The 15,333-nt window shown below is 64.0% G+C and carries 15 protein-coding genes; 6 read left to right on the plus strand and 9 right to left on the minus strand.

All coding sequences use genetic code 11. The features are described from left to right. The first annotated feature begins 28 nt into the window (after positions 1–28). Positions 29–580: a GTP cyclohydrolase I FolE gene (gene folE / locus AB5I84_RS08535; RefSeq protein ID WP_369455432.1), complete on the plus strand. Its 552-nt coding sequence runs from the start codon at positions 29–31 to the stop codon at positions 578–580. Here folE and AB5I84_RS08540 read toward each other — a convergent pair. The 7 genes from AB5I84_RS08540 to AB5I84_RS08570 form a co-directional block, all read right to left on the minus strand. Continuing rightward, positions 577–1,587 carry an amidohydrolase family protein gene (locus AB5I84_RS08540; protein WP_369455433.1) on the minus strand — a complete coding sequence of 337 codons (1,011 nt, stop codon included), beginning with the start codon at positions 1,585–1,587 and terminating at the stop codon, positions 577–579. The two genes, folE and AB5I84_RS08540, sit on opposite strands and share 4 nt — an antisense overlap. A 118-nt stretch (positions 1,588–1,705) precedes the next feature. Next, positions 1,706–2,548, minus strand: coding sequence for a 23S rRNA pseudouridine(2605) synthase RluB (gene rluB / locus AB5I84_RS08545; RefSeq protein ID WP_369455434.1), 843 nt, complete (start codon positions 2,546–2,548; stop codon positions 1,706–1,708). Further along, the gene (scpB, locus tag AB5I84_RS08550) at positions 2,541–3,368 is read right to left on the minus strand and encodes an SMC-Scp complex subunit ScpB (RefSeq protein WP_369455435.1); all 828 of its coding nucleotides are present in this window, start codon (positions 3,366–3,368) and stop codon (positions 2,541–2,543) included. The genes rluB and scpB overlap by 8 nt, the downstream gene beginning before the upstream one ends. A gap of 32 nt (positions 3,369–3,400) precedes the next feature. Then, positions 3,401–4,417: a segregation and condensation protein A gene (locus AB5I84_RS08555; RefSeq protein ID WP_439650197.1), complete on the minus strand. Its 1,017-nt coding sequence runs from the start codon at positions 4,415–4,417 to the stop codon at positions 3,401–3,403. A gap of 8 nt (positions 4,418–4,425) precedes the next feature. Further along, a complete protein-coding gene (locus AB5I84_RS08560; RefSeq protein WP_369455436.1) occupies positions 4,426–5,640 on the minus strand; it encodes a tryptophan--tRNA ligase in 1,215 nt (404 codons plus the stop codon). 114 nt (positions 5,641–5,754) lie between these two features. Next, positions 5,755–6,378 carry an L-threonylcarbamoyladenylate synthase gene (locus tag AB5I84_RS08565; protein ID WP_369455437.1) on the minus strand — a complete coding sequence of 208 codons (624 nt, stop codon included), beginning with the start codon at positions 6,376–6,378 and terminating at the stop codon, positions 5,755–5,757. Between the two features lie 58 nt (positions 6,379–6,436). Further along, entirely contained in the window at positions 6,437–7,321 is an 885-nt protein-coding gene (locus AB5I84_RS08570; RefSeq protein WP_369455438.1) for a PHP domain-containing protein, read from the minus strand. A 103-nt stretch (positions 7,322–7,424) separates the two neighbouring features. Here AB5I84_RS08570 and AB5I84_RS08575 point away from each other — a divergent pair, with 103 nt between their 5' ends. The 3 genes from AB5I84_RS08575 (at position 7,425) to AB5I84_RS08585 (ending at position 9,090) form a co-directional block, all read left to right on the plus strand. Next, positions 7,425–8,027: an inner membrane-spanning protein YciB gene (locus AB5I84_RS08575; protein ID WP_369455439.1), complete on the plus strand. Its 603-nt coding sequence runs from the start codon at positions 7,425–7,427 to the stop codon at positions 8,025–8,027. 12 nt (positions 8,028–8,039) lie between these two features. After that, complete coding sequence (locus tag AB5I84_RS08580) at positions 8,040–8,339, plus strand: YciI family protein (protein WP_369455440.1); 300 nt, start codon at positions 8,040–8,042, stop codon at positions 8,337–8,339. A gap of 70 nt (positions 8,340–8,409) precedes the next feature. Further along, on the plus strand, positions 8,410–9,090 hold the full coding sequence (locus tag AB5I84_RS08585) for a TIGR04211 family SH3 domain-containing protein (RefSeq protein ID WP_369455441.1): 681 nt from the start codon (positions 8,410–8,412) through the stop codon (positions 9,088–9,090). A gap of 3 nt (positions 9,091–9,093) precedes the next feature. On the opposite strand, the gene AB5I84_RS08590 is transcribed toward AB5I84_RS08585, so the two are convergent. Both AB5I84_RS08590 and AB5I84_RS08595 read right to left on the minus strand, forming a co-directional pair. Next, complete coding sequence (locus tag AB5I84_RS08590) at positions 9,094–10,149, minus strand: hypothetical protein (protein WP_369455442.1); 1,056 nt, start codon at positions 10,147–10,149, stop codon at positions 9,094–9,096. A 149-nt stretch (positions 10,150–10,298) separates the two neighbouring features. Beyond that, positions 10,299–11,477, minus strand: coding sequence for a CaiB/BaiF CoA transferase family protein (locus tag AB5I84_RS08595; protein WP_369455443.1), 1,179 nt, complete (start codon positions 11,475–11,477; stop codon positions 10,299–10,301). 178 nt (positions 11,478–11,655) lie between these two features. On the opposite strand from AB5I84_RS08595, the gene yihG reads away from it, so the two are divergent. Both yihG and AB5I84_RS08605 read left to right on the plus strand, forming a co-directional pair. Next, positions 11,656–12,552, plus strand: a complete 897-nt coding sequence (yihG, locus tag AB5I84_RS08600; RefSeq protein WP_369455444.1) for a 1-acylglycerol-3-phosphate O-acyltransferase, YihG family — start codon at positions 11,656–11,658, stop codon at positions 12,550–12,552. Between the two features lie 133 nt (positions 12,553–12,685). Further along, entirely contained in the window at positions 12,686–15,325 is a 2,640-nt protein-coding gene (locus AB5I84_RS08605; protein WP_369455445.1) for a DUF349 domain-containing protein, read from the plus strand. The last annotated feature ends 8 nt before the right edge of the window (positions 15,326–15,333 follow it).

A 15,333-nucleotide genomic window follows, 5' to 3' on the forward strand; every position in this document is an offset into this window, starting at 1 on the left:
TTTCATCTCTCCGACACAAGGTGGCCCCATGACCGAACCGCTTTCCGATCTTTACCGCAGTGTGCTCAGCCAACTCGGCGAAGACCCCGGCCGCGAGGGGCTGCTCGACACCCCTAAGCGGGTGGCAAAAGCCATGCAGTTTCTCACCCAAGGACAGCATCAACGCGTCGAAGACGTGGTCAATGGTGCCGTGTTCAGCTCCGACAATGACGAAATGGTGTTGGTGAAGAACATCGAGTTCTACTCGCTGTGCGAACACCACATGCTGCCGTTCTTCGGCACCTGCCACATTGCCTATCTGCCACGCGGCAAAGTGCTGGGGTTATCAAAATTCGCCCGCGTGCTGGACGTCTACGCCCGCCGCCTGCAGATTCAGGAAAACCTCACACTGCAAGTGGCGCAGGCCATCCAAGACATCACCGACGCCCGTGGCGTTGGCGTGGTGATCGAAGCCCAGCACCTGTGCATGATGATGCGCGGTGTGGAGAAGCAGCGCTCCGCCACCACCACCTCGGTGATGCTCGGCACCTTCCGTGAATCCAGCGCCACGCGCGCAGAATTCATGTCGCTGATTCGCTAATCGTCCAACGGCATTGCGGCCTGCCCCGGCAGCAGTGCCTGCACATTCTTGCGCGCCACCCGATCGGCCACCGCCGACGGGAGCGCCGCCAAGAACGGCTCGAAGCTGTGCATGATGTTGCCCAGATTACCGAACCGCCCCACCACATCGGAACCGATCACGAAACGTTGCGGCCAGCGGCTGACCAGCGCCACCCAGTCCGGGTCGGGTCGCCCTTCCTGATCCAGCAGATAGGGCTCCAGCACTGTCCAGGACAGGTCCACGTATAGGTTCGGATAGCGTTTGAGCAACTGCTCCACCGTCTCACCCAACTTCGGCAGCGCTCCTTGGTGGCGGTGGATCTCGGCGCTGGTGCCGGCATGGGCCCAGATGAATCGGGTATCCGGCGCCGCCGCCAGCGCCTCTTCCAGCTCCGACAGGTAAATGAAACTGCGCTCACGCTTGGACGTCAGATTGCTATGCAGCAGCACCGGCAGATCGTGCTGCGCCGCTAGCCGGTATACCGCGATCAACGCCGGATGGTTGGCGCGGGCGGTCTCGCCGTCGGTCAGCGCGGTCAGGTCATCGTGGCGGGTGAGGATCTCACCGATCCCCTGCCAGCGGTTCGGGTACGCCTCGATCATGCGCCGCACATGTTCCACCGCATTCAAGTCCGTGGGATTGAAGCCGGACATGAAGGGGTACAGCCGCCGCTGCTGGGCGGCAGGCAACGCATCAAGCGCAGCGATTAGTAGCGGATCAGCGGCGCTGTAGTAATACACCGGCGCTTCATCGCCCATGTAATAGCGCGGCTCACGTGGGGCGTCTTCTTCCCACTTTTTGGTGACCGGCAGGCCGAGTACCACCGCCGCTTCGATATCGGCCGCGTCCATGGCGTCGAGCAGCGTCTCCAAACCATCGCTGTCATGCAGGAAGTTAACGTGATGCAAATGAGCGTCAATGGTCGGGCGGGCAGCAGCCAGCGGTATTGCAATCAGCAGCAACAGCAGCGCCGTCAGGCGAGTCATGGCGTCCTCCTTCAACAGCAGGTCGACGCTGAACCCTAGGGCATCGCCGCCGGCGCTGCTGTTAAATTCCGCCCAAATGCGACATGGCCCGGCAAAGCCGGGCCATGGATGTGGACAGTCAGCGGCGGTAAGGCCCGCGTCGTGCCTTGCGCGGCGGTGCCGCCTCGGCGCGACGGGTGCGCAGCCGTGCCCGGCCGTAAAGCCCGGTGTACTGCTTGCCCTTCAGGTCCACTTTCTCCGCCAGCTTCTGCATGTCCTCAGCAGTGAGGTCCATCCATCGGCCGGTGCGCAGCTGCGGCGGCAGCGTCAGGTCACCGAAACGGATACGGATCAGACGCGCCACTTCCAGCTCCTGGGAGGCAAACAGACGCCGCACTTCGCGGTACTTACCACCCACCAGGGAGACCCGGTACCAACGGTTGCTGCCTTCCTCAGCGCCACCGGCATCGGTGATGCTCTGGAACTTCGACGGACCGTCTTCCAGCGCCACGCCATCCAGCATCGCCTGGCGCTTGGCATCGGTCAGTTCACCATGGACTCGCACCGCGTACTCGCGCACGAAACCATTGGACGGGTGCATCAGCCGATGTGCCAATTCGCCATCGGTAGTGAACAGCAACAGACCGGAGGTGTTGATGTCCAACCGCCCAACCTGCACCCAACGGGTGCCCTTGAGGCGCGGCAGGTTGTCGAACACGGTCGGTCGGCCTTCCGGGTCGTTGCGTGAGCACACCTCCCCGGCCGGCTTGTGGTACATGATCACCCGACGCTCTACTTCTTCAGCGTCCTGGGTGCGGACAATATGCCCATCCACGCGAATTACATCCTCTGCTTCGACCCGGTCACCCAGGGTCGCGATCTTGCCATTGACGGAAACCCGTCCTGCGCTGATCCAGGTTTCCAGCTCACGACGGGAGCCCAACCCAGTACGGGCCAGGACTTTCTGCAGTTTTTCACTCATGCTCTTGATCGGCTCCAGCGGTGGGCGGTATGCCTGCCGCTTCAATGGCCTCCTCCGGCGACGAAGGCTTGCGACGGTACTGGGCGTCGAAATCCGCCAGCAGCGCGTCTACCTTGTCCATGTCCAGCAAATCGGACTCGTCGATGTCGACATCGTCTTCCAGTTCCGGGAAACCGGACAGGCTCTGTGGCCCTTCTCCTGATTCCCCTGCAGCGCCGTCATTGCCGTCGAGACCCTCAGCAGAACCGATCCCGTCAGGGCGATCGTCCAGTGGCAGCTCTTGGTTGAGCTTGTCCAGATCCTTGATCTCCGCCAGTGGCGGTAGATCCTCGAGGCTTTTCAAATCAAAATAATCCAGAAACTGCCGGGTGGTGGCATACATCGCCGGCCGTCCCGGTACATCACGGTGACCCACCACCCGCGCCCAGCCCCGCTCCAGCAGGGTCTTGACGATCTGGGTGCTCACCGCCACGCCGCGGATGTCTTCAATTTCACCGCGTGTGATCGGTTGCCGATAGGCCATCAGCGCCAAAGTTTCGAGGATCGCGCGACTGTAACGCGGCGCTTTTTCCTGCCACAGGCGGCTGACCCACGGGCCCATTTCCTTGCGCACCTGGAAGCGGAAGCCGGAGCTGACTTCACGCAATTCCACGCCACGCTCGGCGTAGTCTTCAGCCAATGCTTCCAACGCCTTGCTCAGCGTGGTGCGGTCCGGCCGCTCGGCCTCATCGAACAGGATCAGCAGCGCATCGCGATCCAACGGCGCGTCAGCAGCAAAAATGGCGGCTTCGATAATGCGCTTGATCTGCTCCGCTTCCACCGCGGCCTCCCTCGCTGAGTAACCGAACGGCCTTAAATCAGGCCGTCATCCTCGGGCCACAGGCCCTGTTCCAATTCCTGCTCCAGCTCCTCGTCAATGAGCAGCGGGGCTTGTTCTGGTTCCGGCTCCGGTTCGTACACGCTCTCGCCGGTATCCTGTTCTGCCGCCTCGTCGTGATCGTCGCCCGGCTCCAGCACCACAGTGCGTGCCTTGACGTGAATCGGACTGTAAGCATCGTGCTGGATCAGTTCGATCAGCCCACTTTTGACCAACTCCAGCACCGCCAAGAAGGTCACCACCACGCCGGCGCGCCCTTCCTCAAACGGAAACAGTGCCACAAACGGCATAAACTCACGATCACGCAGGGTATCGAGCACGATGCCCATGCGCTCGCGGGTAGACAGCTTCTCACGCGAGATGGTGTGACTCTCGAACAGGTCCGCACGATGCAGCACGTCTTTGAACGCCAACAGCAATTCGCGCAGGTCCACATCCGGCTCCGGCCGCGCGCGACTGTACTCTGGTCGGCGCGCGTCGGCGATGAAAATATCCCGCTCTAAGCGCGGCAAGGCGTCAATGTTCTCCGCCGCCTTCTTGAAGCGTTCGTATTCTTGCAACCGGCGAATCAATTCTGCGCGCGGGTCTTCGCCTTCGTCGTCCTCATCGGCCTTCGGTCGCGGCAGCAGCATCCGCGACTTGATCTCGCCCAGCAGCGCGGCCATCACCAAGTACTCGGCCGCCAGCTCGAAGTTCATCGACTTCATCAGCTCGACGTATTCCATGTACTGGGTGGTGATCTGCGCCACCGGCACATCGAGGATGTCCAGATTCTGGCGCTTGATCAGGTACAGCAGTAAATCCAGCGGCCCTTCAAACGCCTCGAGAAACACCTCCAGCGCGTCGGGCGGAATGTACAAATCGTCTGGCAGCTTGGTGATGGCCTGGCCATAGACCAGCCCGAACGGCATTTCACCTTGGCGCGGCGCCTCAGCCACCGCCGCTTCGGCGGCCGGGAGAGCGTCCAGTTCCTGCTGCGGAAGGTCGCTCACGGCACGGCTCAGCGGTACTGCAGACCCATGGCGGAGCGAACCTCCACCAGGGTGGCACGGGCCGCCTCGCGGGCGTCTTCGCTGCCGGCCTTGACGATGCTGCGCACCAAGTCCGGATCACGCTCGTGTTCTTCGGCACGGCGGCGAATCGGCTCCAGTTCGGCCTGCACTGCGTCGATCACCGGCTTCTTACAATCCAGGCAGCCGATGCTGGCAGAGGTACATCCTTCACGCACCCACGCGCGCGTTTGGTCGTCGGTGTACACCTCGTGCAGCTGATACACCGGGCAGCGCTCCGGATTGCCGGGATCGGTACGGCGCACCCGCGCCGGGTCGGTGGGCATGCGCTTGAGCTTGTCAGCAATCGAATCCGGTTCTTCGCGCAAGCTGATGAAGTTGCCGTAAGACTTCGACATCTTCTGGCCGTCCAGACCTGGCATTTTCGATGCCGGCGTGAACAGTGCCTGCGGCTCCGGCAAAATCACTTTGCCGCCACCCTCAAGGTCGCCCAGCAGTCGCTCGCGATCGCCAAGCGTGATGTTGGCCTGTTCGCGCACCAACGCTTGGGCCACCGCCAGCGCATCTTCATCGCCCTGCTCAAGGAATTTACGGCGGTTGTCTTGGTAGATGCGCGCCTGCTTCTTGCCCATCTTGCGCAGCGCCCCGGCCACCGCTTCTTCGAAGCCCGGCTCACGGCCGTACAGATGGTTGAAGCGGCGCGCCAGCTCGCGGGTGATCTCCACGTGCGAGGTCTGGTCCGCCCCCACCGGCACATAGCCGGCGCGGTAGATCAGGATGTCGGACGCCATCAACAGCGGATAGCCAAGGAAGCCGTAAGTGGACAGGTCCTTCTCGCGCAGCTTCTCGATCTGGTCCTTGTAGGTCGGCACCCGCTCCAGCCAGCCGAGCGGGGTCATCATCGACATCAGCAGATGCAGCTCCGCGTGTTCCGGCACCTGCGACTGCACAAACAGCGTGGCCGCGTTCGGGTTCACCCCGGCCGCCAGCCAATCAATCACCATGTCCCAGACGTTGCGCTGGATATTTTCCGGCGATTCATAATCGGTGGTCAGCGCATGCCAGTCAGCGACAAAGAAGAAGCACTCGTACTCATGCTGCAACCGCACCCAGTTTTTCAGCACGCCGTGGTAATGGCCAAGATGCAAACGTCCGGTAGGACGCATGCCCGACAACACGCGCTGCGAAGACACCACTGAGCTCAAAACCGACTCCCGATTCGTACGTCTGGAAACAACAGGATAAGAAAGGCGCAAGTATAGCGGCAGACCGCCGGTCGATGCCATGGACGCGGCGGCTGGAAACCCATGGGTCCTCGGTCAGTGGATGCTGTCGAGCGCGCCGGCGCCGGCACGGATCACTTCCGGGCCAGTGCCATCGGCCAGTGAGATCACCGAAGTTTCGGTCATGCCGCCAAAGCCGCCATCAATGATCAGGTCCACATGACCATCCAACACGTTGCGGATGTCCACCGGATCGGTGAGCGGGTACTCATCACCCGGCAGCAGCAGCGTGGACGTCATGATCGGTTCGCCCATCTCCGCCAGCAGCGCTTGGCAGATGACATGTTCCGGCACCCGAATACCGATGGTGCGCTTCTTCGGGTGCATCAGCCGGCGCGGCACTTCGTTGGTGCCACGCAGGATCCAGGTGTAAGCCCCCGGCGTGTGCGCTTTCAGCAGCCGATAGTCAGAGTTCTCCACCTTGGCATAGGGCGCCAGCGCCGACAGGTCCTGGCACAACAACGTGAACTGGTGCTTGTCATCCAGCCGGCGCAAGCGCACCAGTCGATCCAATGCGGCTTTCTCGCCGATGCCGCAGCCCAGCGCATAGGTGGTGTCGGTGGGGTAAGCAATCAGTCCGCCGCCGCGTAGCACTTCAACCGCTTCGCGCACCAAGCGCGGCTGGGGGGTTTCCGGATGGATGTGCAGTACCTTGGTCATGATCGGCTCCTCGCAGACCGTTGGAACGCCGCCGCACTGCGCCGGACGATAAGCAGAATTATGGCGCTGCCGTCACCGGTGGAACAGCGGCAGCGGCCGGTAGCGGGGTACGGAACAGCTCCCACACCGGCTGCACACCGGGTGGGAACGGCGGCACCCGGCCCAGCTCCAGCCACAGCTGCGCCGGAGTATGGAAGTCAGACCCACCGGAGGCGTGTAGCGGGAAATCACGCAGGCACTCCACCATCAGTTGTTGCTGCGGCGGGCTCATACGCGGCAGCGCCACTTCCAACGCTTGGCCACCGGCGTCACAAAACTCAGCCAGCAACTGGCGCAGCTTGCGCCGCGTCAGCCCGTAGCGCACCGGGTGAGCAATGGCCGCCACGCCGCCGGCCTCCCGCACCACCGTGACCGCTTCAGTGAGCGACGCCCAGGGCGTGCGCACGAACGCCGCCTGGCCTTGCTTGAGGAAACGATTGAAGGCGTGCGCTTCATCGCGCACTTTCCCTTCCGTCACCAACATGCGCGCAAACCACGGCCGCCCCGGCGCCGGCGTGCCAGCCAGCGCCGCTGCCTTGTCATAGCTCAATGCCATACCGGCGGCGCGGTCGAGCCGCGCGCCGATCTGGCGGGCACGGGTTTCACGGGCCTGTTGCTGACTGGCCACCAGCGCCCGCATAGCCGGGTGCTCTGGGTCCATATCGAGCCCCACCAGGTGCAGCTCGCGACCCTGCCAATCCACCGACAGCTCAATGCCCGGCACCAGCGTAACCCCATGCTGCTGGGCAGCGGCCCGCGCCTCCGGCAACCCGGCCAGCGTGTCGTGGTCGGTCAGCGCCAACAGCTGCACGCCCTGCTCTGCCGCACGCGCCACCAAGGCCGCCGGGGACAAGGCACCGTCGGAGGCAAGACTGTGGCAATGGAGATCGTAACGGAGCGTCATGGGCGGCACGTCAGCGGTTCGGGCGGCGCAGCATAACATGGACACGCTGTTCTCCGCCGGGGCCTTCCATTACCATCGAACACCGAATCGTTTCGGAGCCGGCATGAAAAAGCTGTTCGACTACCTCCCCGTGGTGGTGTTCTTCGTGGTGTATTTCGCCACTGGGCGGGATATTTACCCCGCGACTTGGGGCATCTTGGTGGCCAGTGCGGTGCAAATCGTTGCCGGCTGGCTGGTGTGGCGCAAGGTCGAACGACTGCACTTGCTGGTGTTTGCCATCACCTTGGTATTCGGTGGCCTGACGCTGGTGCTGCACGACGACGTGTTCATCAAGTGGCGGCCAACTGTTATTTACGGCGTGCTGGCCACGGTGCTGTTGGGCGGTCTGCTGCTGCGCGAACGGTCGCTGCTGCAACGGCTCAGCGAACGCATGATGATCAGCAGCCTCGGCCGCGTGGTACCGCTGACCAGCGGTGATTGGCGTTGGCTCAATTGCGCGCTGATCGGCTATTTCTCGCTGCTCGCCTTCCTCAATATCTATGTGGCCTACCGCTTCAGCACCGACTTCTGGGTCAATTTCAAATTGATCGGCTTCACGGTACTGAACTTCGGCTTCTATATCGGCTTGTTCGCCTGGATCTACAAACGCCTGCCGGCGGATGAGCGCGCACGCCTGTTCGAAGAGCGGCGCCCGCCGCAATCCTGACCGAGGTTTCCCATGTTCTACGCCATCCTCTGCGAGGACGCTCCCGATACGCTGGCGGCCCGTCTGGCCGCCCGTCCTGAACATCTGGCTCGACTGCAAGCGCTGCAACAGGCCGGCCGGCTGCTGGTAGCCGGCCCCTGCCCGGCGATCGACAGTGAAGATCCCGGCCCGGCTGGTTTCACCGGCTCGATTATCATCGCCGAGTTCGACCATTTGGCGGCCGCCCAAGCCTGGGCCGACGCCGATCCCTATCTGGCTGCCGGGGTCTATGCGCGGGTGACGGTGAAACCGTTCCGCAAGACGCTGCCCTGATGTGATGACGGTCATGTCACCCCGTCGTTCGATTTCCTACACTGCGCCACCGTTTCTAGGAGTTCCGACCATGCGCTTTCCTTTGCTTGCCTGCGGCGCCGCTGCGGCCTTGGCGCTGACCTTCGCCAGCCCGGCTCCGGCCCAGGCCGCCACCGGCTGGATCGGCGACACTATTTATGTGCCGGTGCGGGCCGGCGCCGGCAACGGCTTCCGCATCGTCCATCGCGGTCTGCGCTCCGGTGCCCAGGTGGAAATCCTGCAATGGGATAGTGGCGCCGATTGGGTACATATCCGGGGCAGTGGTGTGGACGGCTGGGTCGAGGCGCAGTACATGAGCCGCGAGCCGATCGCCCGCCAACTGCTGGAAAAAGCCCAACAACGCGCGAAGGAACTGGAAGCCAGCCACCAAACCCTGCGCCAGCAACTCACCGACATGACCCGCGAACGCGATGCGCTGGCCACCGACAAGCGCTCACTCAACGATTCACTGAGCGAGCGCAACCAAGCCATGGAGCAGTTGCAGCAAGTAGCCGCTGATCCGCTGCGCCTAGACCAAGCCAACCGCAAGTTGAATGAAGAGCTGAGCCTGCTGCGCACCGAGCTGGATCAAGTGCGTGCCGAGAATTCTCTGCTGCGTAACGACCGCACCTACCGCGGTTGGCTGTTCGCCCTGCTGACGGTGTTCAGCGGCGTGGCATTGGGCTGGTACTTCAAGTCTCGCGCCAGCCGCCAGCGCAACAGCTGGGTGTAAGCCTCAGCGGATCCCGAACAACGTCTCCACCCGCACGACACCACCAAAAGTGGTGTCGTAGCGGCGCTCGCGCGGCCACGCCACATACGGCTCCAGCTCGAAGAACACCCACGGCCGCCAGATATTGCGCCGGTAAGTGGCCCCCACCCGATAATTGTCCACTCGCGTGGTCGGCTCGGTGTGACCATCCGCGCTGACCAGGTAGCGGATGGCCGCGCGCTGATTCAGCTCACGCGCCAAGGCAGCACTCTGTTGCCACGCCCAGCCAATGCCATCACGGTCGCGCTCGCGGCTGGTTTCGGCGAACGACGAGAAGCGCAGCAACTGGTGGCGGCCCATCGGTCGGTCGAAATCCACTACGGAACGAGAGCGGAAACCGCGCTCGTCACGCCAGTCCACGGTTTCGGTGACACGCCAAGACCAGTTTTCGCTGATCGGCGCGAAGAAGCGATAACGCACTCGGCTATACAGCTTGAGCCGGCTTTGCAGGCCCACATCGAAATCCAAATCCATGTTGCTGGCTTGGCGCGCTACCCAGCGCAGCCCAGCGCGGGCGCGGTTGCGATCACCGGTGGGCGTGATGTCTTCGATGGTATTGAGACCGGCGTTGTCATCGCTGAAGTCGCGGTCGCTGGAAAACACCAAACTGAGCCGGTGCTCTAGCGCCGGCAGGTGGGCGCGGACCCGGAAGCGTACGTCGCCTTCCACGCCTTCGGCTTCGCGAGCGTGTTCCTGCACCACTACCCGCACCGTGGTGCCGCCGGTCTTGCGCGCCTGATCGTCGGCGTCGCCGAACACGCCGTCCAGCCATTGGGTTGGCCAGCACAGGCCGCGGGAAAACTTGTAGTGGGTGCGGTCAATCCACTTCAGGCGTTGGTTGCCGGTCCAGGGATCACAGTCCAACGGCACGCGGTACAGGCCACCGTCGTCCTCGATCTCCACCACCATGGCGCCGTCGGTGTCGCGCACCCAGCCTTCCGGGTCCGGCAACGGGTCGGTGGCACAGTCCGGGCAGTCATGCGCGGCCAGCACCGGTGCCGACAGCATGCACAGCAACACCCACAGCCCCCGGCGCCAGCGCCGGCTGCCAACCGTGCCCGCGGTGCCAGTTGCCCCACCCGTTGTCCCCCGCAATGCTGCCGCCACTCAGATTCCCAGATGCCGAAACGCCACAGCATAGCCGCTCGGCTGTGGCATCGCGCAAAATTTTATTGCGCGGCACCGGTGTTGCGCAGGGATGTGATCTGGTCCTCGCTGTAGCCCAGTTCCGCCAACACCGCCGTCGTGTCTGCACCCAGTGCGCCCCCGGCAAAACGGTACTGCGGCGCGGTGGCAGAGAAGCGGAACGGCGACGCCACCTGCGCCTGATGGCCAGCGCCCTGCGGCACATCCACCACCATTTCCCGCGCCACCAGCTGCGGATGAGCGGCAGCCTCGCTGACCGTCAGTACCGGCTCCACGCAGGCGTCGACCTCGGCAAACCGGTCCAGCCATTGCGCCAACGTGCGCTGCTTCAACGCGGCGCTGATCTCTGCCTTCACCTCGGCGACCATGTCCGGCGCCATCGCCAAGCCGCGCCCGGCCAGCTCCGGGCGCTCGATCACCTGACAGAAACGGGCAAAGAACTGGGGCTCCAAACCCGCCACCGACAGCCAGCGGCCATCGGCGGTGGCATAGCAATCGTAGAACGAGCCGCCGTTGAGCTGAGTACCCTCCAGCGCTGGGTCGCTGCCGCCCACCAACGCCGAGGCGGCAGTCAGGGCATGCAGGCTAAACGCCGCATCCGTCATCGAAATATCAATGAATTGCCCCTCGCCGGTCCGGTCGCGGTGGATCACCGCCGCCAGGATCGCCATCACCGCATGGCAGGAACCGCCGGCCACATCTGCCACCTGGCAGGCCATCGGCGCCGGCCCTTGCTCGGCACGGCCGTTGTAGGACGTGATGCCGGACAGCGCCAGATAGTTGAGGTCGTGGCCAGCACGGTCGCGGTACGGGCCGGTCTGACCATAGCCGGTGATCGCGCAATAGATCAGCCGTGGGTTGTGCTCACGCAGCGCCTGGTAACCGACCCCGAGCCGGTCCATCACCCCGGGGCGGAATTGCTCCACCACGATGTCGTAGTCCTGCACCATGCGCTGGATCACCGCCACCGCATCCGGCTGCTTCAGGTCCAGCGCCAGCGAGCGCTTGGAGCGATTGAGGTGGGCATGTACCGCCGACACACCGTCAGTGAACGGCGGCAGCGCCCGCACCAAATCCGGCCGCGTGGGCGACTCCACCCGCACCACTTCGGCGCCAAGATCGGCCAGTATCAGGGTGCCGAATGGCCCCGGCAGTAGGCTGGTGAAATCCAGTACTTTCAGGCTCTCAAGTGGTCCTTTCATTTGGCGGCTTCTCCGTCCCCATCAGCGGACCGCCAGCATAGGCAGCCCCCCGCAGGTGGCCAATGACAGCATTGCTCAATCACTGGCAGCGCTGACCAACCGGGGCGGCGATTGGGCACGACAGGTGCCCCTTGATTGGGCTAGGATTGCCCTCCCTGCCATTTATATACAACTGTCTATGAATGTACTTCACGCTATCCGGGCCGGCCTCGCGCTGACGCTTATCGCCATCAACACGGTGTTGCTGTGCATCCCCCTTTACCTGCTGACGCTGGTGAAACTGGCGCTGCGCTCACCGCGCGCACAAGTCACGCTGTCGCGTGCGCTGGTGGCGATTGCTGAAACTTGGATGAGCATCAACAACGCCATCATCACGGTAATCAGCCTAACCCCGGTGACACTGGAAGGTGCGGAAGGTCTGTCGAAAAAGGACTGGTACCTGGTCACCGCCAACCACCAATCCTGGGCCGATATCTTGGTACTGCAGCGGGTGTTCAACCGCCGCATCCCAATGCTGAAATTTTTTCTCAAGCAAGACCTGATCAAGGTGCCGGTGTTGGGGCACGCTTGGTGGGCGCTGGACTTCCCGTTCATGCAGCGCCACAGCCGCGCGGAATTGGAAAAGAACCCGGAGTTGCGCCATCAGGATCTGGAAGCCACCCGCCGTGCCTGCGCCAAGTTCGCTCATTTCCCGACCTCGGTGATGAACTTCTTCGAGGGCACGCGCTTCGATCAAGCCAAACATGACCAGCAGCAATCGCCCTATCGCCACCTGCTCAAACCCAAAGCCGGCGGCACCGCGTTCGCACTGCATGCCATGGGCGGCAAACTGGGCACGCTGCTGGATGTGACCATCCTCTATCCACGTAACCGCCCGCGCACCCTGACCGCCTTCCTTGGCGGCGCCATGAGCAAGGTGGAAGTGATTGTGGTGCAGCGGCCGATCCCCGCGTGGGCCGCGCAGGGCGACTACGACGGCGATGCCGAATTCCGTGCCCGTTTCCAAGCTTGGATCAGTGACATGTGGGCGGAAAAAGACGCACTCATCGAAGCGCGACAAAACCGTTCCGCCTGACCCCTTCCCCCCCCTCTCCCAAGCGCTATCATGAGCGCCTGCCCCTACCGGCAGGCGCGGCGCTGGCTGCGCACATTTCCGACGCGTCGCGTTGTGCCACCCATGGCCCTCAAGGGCTGGAGAGGATGTCCCCATGCTTGGTCACTTTTTCAAACCCCGCTGGCAACACAAACAGGCTGCGCAACGACTGCGCGCGGTGGCCGAACTCGCGCCCAGCGATGCTGAGCACCAACGCATCCTCAGCCAGCTGGCTAGCAGCGACCCTGCCGTGGAAGTACGTCTAGCGGCCATTGCCGCCGTCACCGAGCTCGGCACCCTCGACACCCTCACCGCCGACCCCGACCACAGCATCGCTGACGCCGCCCGACAGCAACTGCAGTCACTGCTTGCCGGCACCGCCGCCGGCAGTCCAGCGTTGGAAGTACGCAAACACCTCGTCACCCACACCGACCACCTGCCCACTCTGCTGGGCGTGGTGCAGCACAGCCCTGACAGCGAACTGCGTCTGCTAGCGCTGAGCCGCATCGAGCACGGCGACAGCCTGCTGGAACTGGCGTTACAGGCACCGGATGCGGCTCTGCGACTGGCCGCCGCCCAACGCCTCAGTGACAGCAACCTGCTGCGCCGCCTGATCAAAGACAGCCGCGACAAGCGCGTGCAGCAATGGGCGCGGGAACAAAGCCGCCGGCTTAACCAAGCCCAGCAGGCTGCCGAAGAACGCAGCGCGGTGCGCAGCGCCGTCACCCGCGAACTGCAGCAACACCGCCATCGGCCGCTCGACAGCCTGTACCGCCCGCGTCTGACGCAGTTGCAGCAACAGTGGATTGACGCCGCCGACGGCGCCGAGGAAGCCGAATACAGTGCCTTCCGCAGTGCCGTGGAGGCTTGCGATGCGGTGATGGCGGCAGCCGAAGCCGCGCTGGCGGCCGAACAGGCCGCTCTGCGCGCCGCGCAGGAGCAGCAGACCGTGCTCGCCGAGCTGGTCACGCTCTGCCGCAGTTTGGATGAGGCGCCACTCACCCAAGCACTGGGCAGCTTCTATGCGGCACAAACACTGCAACAGCGCCATTGGGACGCGCTCGCCGCCTTGCATCCGGTTGCGACCGCCGATGCCGAGCGCTTCACCACACTGATCGCCGCTCTCGGCGAGCGCTTGGCACTGCTGTCTGACCTGCAAGCGGACGCCCCGGCACTGCAAGCGCTGCTGGATGACACGGCGGAACTGCCAGAGCAGTCTCGCGCCACAGTGGAGGCCTGGCTCACCCGCTGGCCGCAGCACCTGCCACAGCCAACGCTGCTGCAGCAATTGGCAAAGCGGGTGCAACCGCCGGCAGTGGCGGTGGTCGACACCTCAGCCTCGATGGCCGCCGACCGACCGACCCGCAGCGCCCACCAACAGCAGATCGATCAGGCCCTCGGCCAATTGCAGCGGGCGTTGCAGCAACGCAACCTGCGCCAGGCCAACCGCCTCTGGCAGCGTCTGGAGGCACTGCTGGCGGAACAGCCCGATGCGAGCCGCCAAGCCCGCTTGGAGCGCCTGCAGCCGGAACGCGACGAGCTACGCGACTGGCATGCGTTTGCTGCTGAGCCGAAGAAAATCGAGCTGTGCGACACCATGGAGCAACTGGCCGATGCACCGCTGGATGCCGAGGAACAAGCCTCCGCAATCCAGGCCCTGCACGAACAGTGGCGCGCACTGATGTCTTCCGACCAAGACGCCGACCAGGCGCTGTGGGAACGTTTCAAAACCGCTTCCGACCGCGCTTACGCGCCCTGCCAAGTACATTTCGATGAGCTTGACGCACTGCGCAGCCACCAATTGGCGGCCCGTGCAGCGCTGTGCGATCAATTGGAGGCACTGCTGGCGGCGCAAGCTGAGCACAGCGAGACGGATTGGCCGGCATTGTTCCTGATCCGCCGCCAGGCGCCAGCCGAGTTTCGCGCGCTGGAACCGGTGCGTTTCAACGACGCACGCCCCGTCAACCGCCGCTTCAGCCAACTGCTCAAAGCGCTCGACCAGCGTCTGGAGCAGGCCAGCAACACCCACGCCGCGCTGCTGGAACAACAGTGCGCCGCCGTAGAAGCGCTGCTGGCCAATGCCGATGTGCGCGACGCCGCCGAGCAGGTGAAGCCACTCCAACGGCAGTGGAAGCAGGCCGGCTGGGTGCACCCACGCCAGTACCGTGGCCTCCACAAACGTTTCCGCAGCGCCTGTGACCAGCTGTTCCAGCGCCGGGATGAACAGCGCCAAGCGCTGCGCGCCACCCAAGACAGTCAGCAACACGCCCTACGTGCCGCCCTGGATCACCTCGACAGCTGCCTTGCCGCGCCCACCGAAGCCAACGTGCGCGCCGCGCTCACCGCAGTGGACGCGTTGCCTGCACCGCGTCGCGAAGGTCCGCTGCATGGGCGCCGCGAGCGCGGCCGCCGCGCCGCCCAGACATTGCTGGCCGCACTGCCGCAGCTGGCCCGGCGCGAGGCGTTGCGCACCCAGTTGGAGGCTCTACCTGACCGGGACGATGACAGCGCCGCATTGCGTGAATTGGTGATTGCCATTGAGGTGACCGCAGAGGTGCCGTCACCGGAGGAGGCACGCGCGGAACGCATGCAGTGGCAGTTGGGTGAGCTGTCACGGGCCATGACCGGGGGCAGCAACCAACCGGCACTGGAGCGCTGCGAGGCGCTGTTGGCGGCACAGCAGCCGTTGTTGGCCGCTGGCCTGACGCCGGCGCTGCGCCAGCGCCTGTTGCAGGCGGTGGCAGCGCTAGTCTGAGTTCGGTA

The organism is Alcanivorax sp. REN37 (genome assembly GCF_041102775.1).
In the GTDB taxonomy this organism is placed as follows: domain Bacteria; phylum Pseudomonadota; class Gammaproteobacteria; order Pseudomonadales; family Alcanivoracaceae; genus Isoalcanivorax; species Isoalcanivorax beigongshangi.

What these genes read in the sequence shown, in the direction of transcription:
- folE (WP_369455432.1), top strand. Translation starts at nt 29, where the DNA reads ATGACCGAACCGCTTTCCGATCTTTACCGCAGTGTGCTCAGCCAACTC.
- AB5I84_RS08540 (WP_369455433.1), bottom strand. Translation starts at nt 1,587, where the DNA reads ATGACTCGCCTGACGGCGCTGCTGTTGCTGCTGATTGCAATACCGCTG.
- rluB (WP_369455434.1), bottom strand. Translation starts at nt 2,548, where the DNA reads ATGAGTGAAAAACTGCAGAAAGTCCTGGCCCGTACTGGGTTGGGCTCC.
- AB5I84_RS08565 (WP_369455437.1), bottom strand. Translation starts at nt 6,378, where the DNA reads ATGACCAAGGTACTGCACATCCATCCGGAAACCCCCCAGCCGCGCTTG.
- AB5I84_RS08570 (WP_369455438.1), bottom strand. Translation starts at nt 7,321, where the DNA reads ATGACGCTCCGTTACGATCTCCATTGCCACAGTCTTGCCTCCGACGGT.
- AB5I84_RS08575 (WP_369455439.1), top strand. Translation starts at nt 7,425, where the DNA reads ATGAAAAAGCTGTTCGACTACCTCCCCGTGGTGGTGTTCTTCGTGGTG.
- AB5I84_RS08580 (WP_369455440.1), top strand. Translation starts at nt 8,040, where the DNA reads ATGTTCTACGCCATCCTCTGCGAGGACGCTCCCGATACGCTGGCGGCC.
- AB5I84_RS08585 (WP_369455441.1), top strand. Translation starts at nt 8,410, where the DNA reads ATGCGCTTTCCTTTGCTTGCCTGCGGCGCCGCTGCGGCCTTGGCGCTG.
- AB5I84_RS08595 (WP_369455443.1), bottom strand. Translation starts at nt 11,477, where the DNA reads ATGAAAGGACCACTTGAGAGCCTGAAAGTACTGGATTTCACCAGCCTA.
- yihG (WP_369455444.1), top strand. Translation starts at nt 11,656, where the DNA reads ATGAATGTACTTCACGCTATCCGGGCCGGCCTCGCGCTGACGCTTATC.
- AB5I84_RS08605 (WP_369455445.1), top strand. Translation starts at nt 12,686, where the DNA reads ATGCTTGGTCACTTTTTCAAACCCCGCTGGCAACACAAACAGGCTGCG.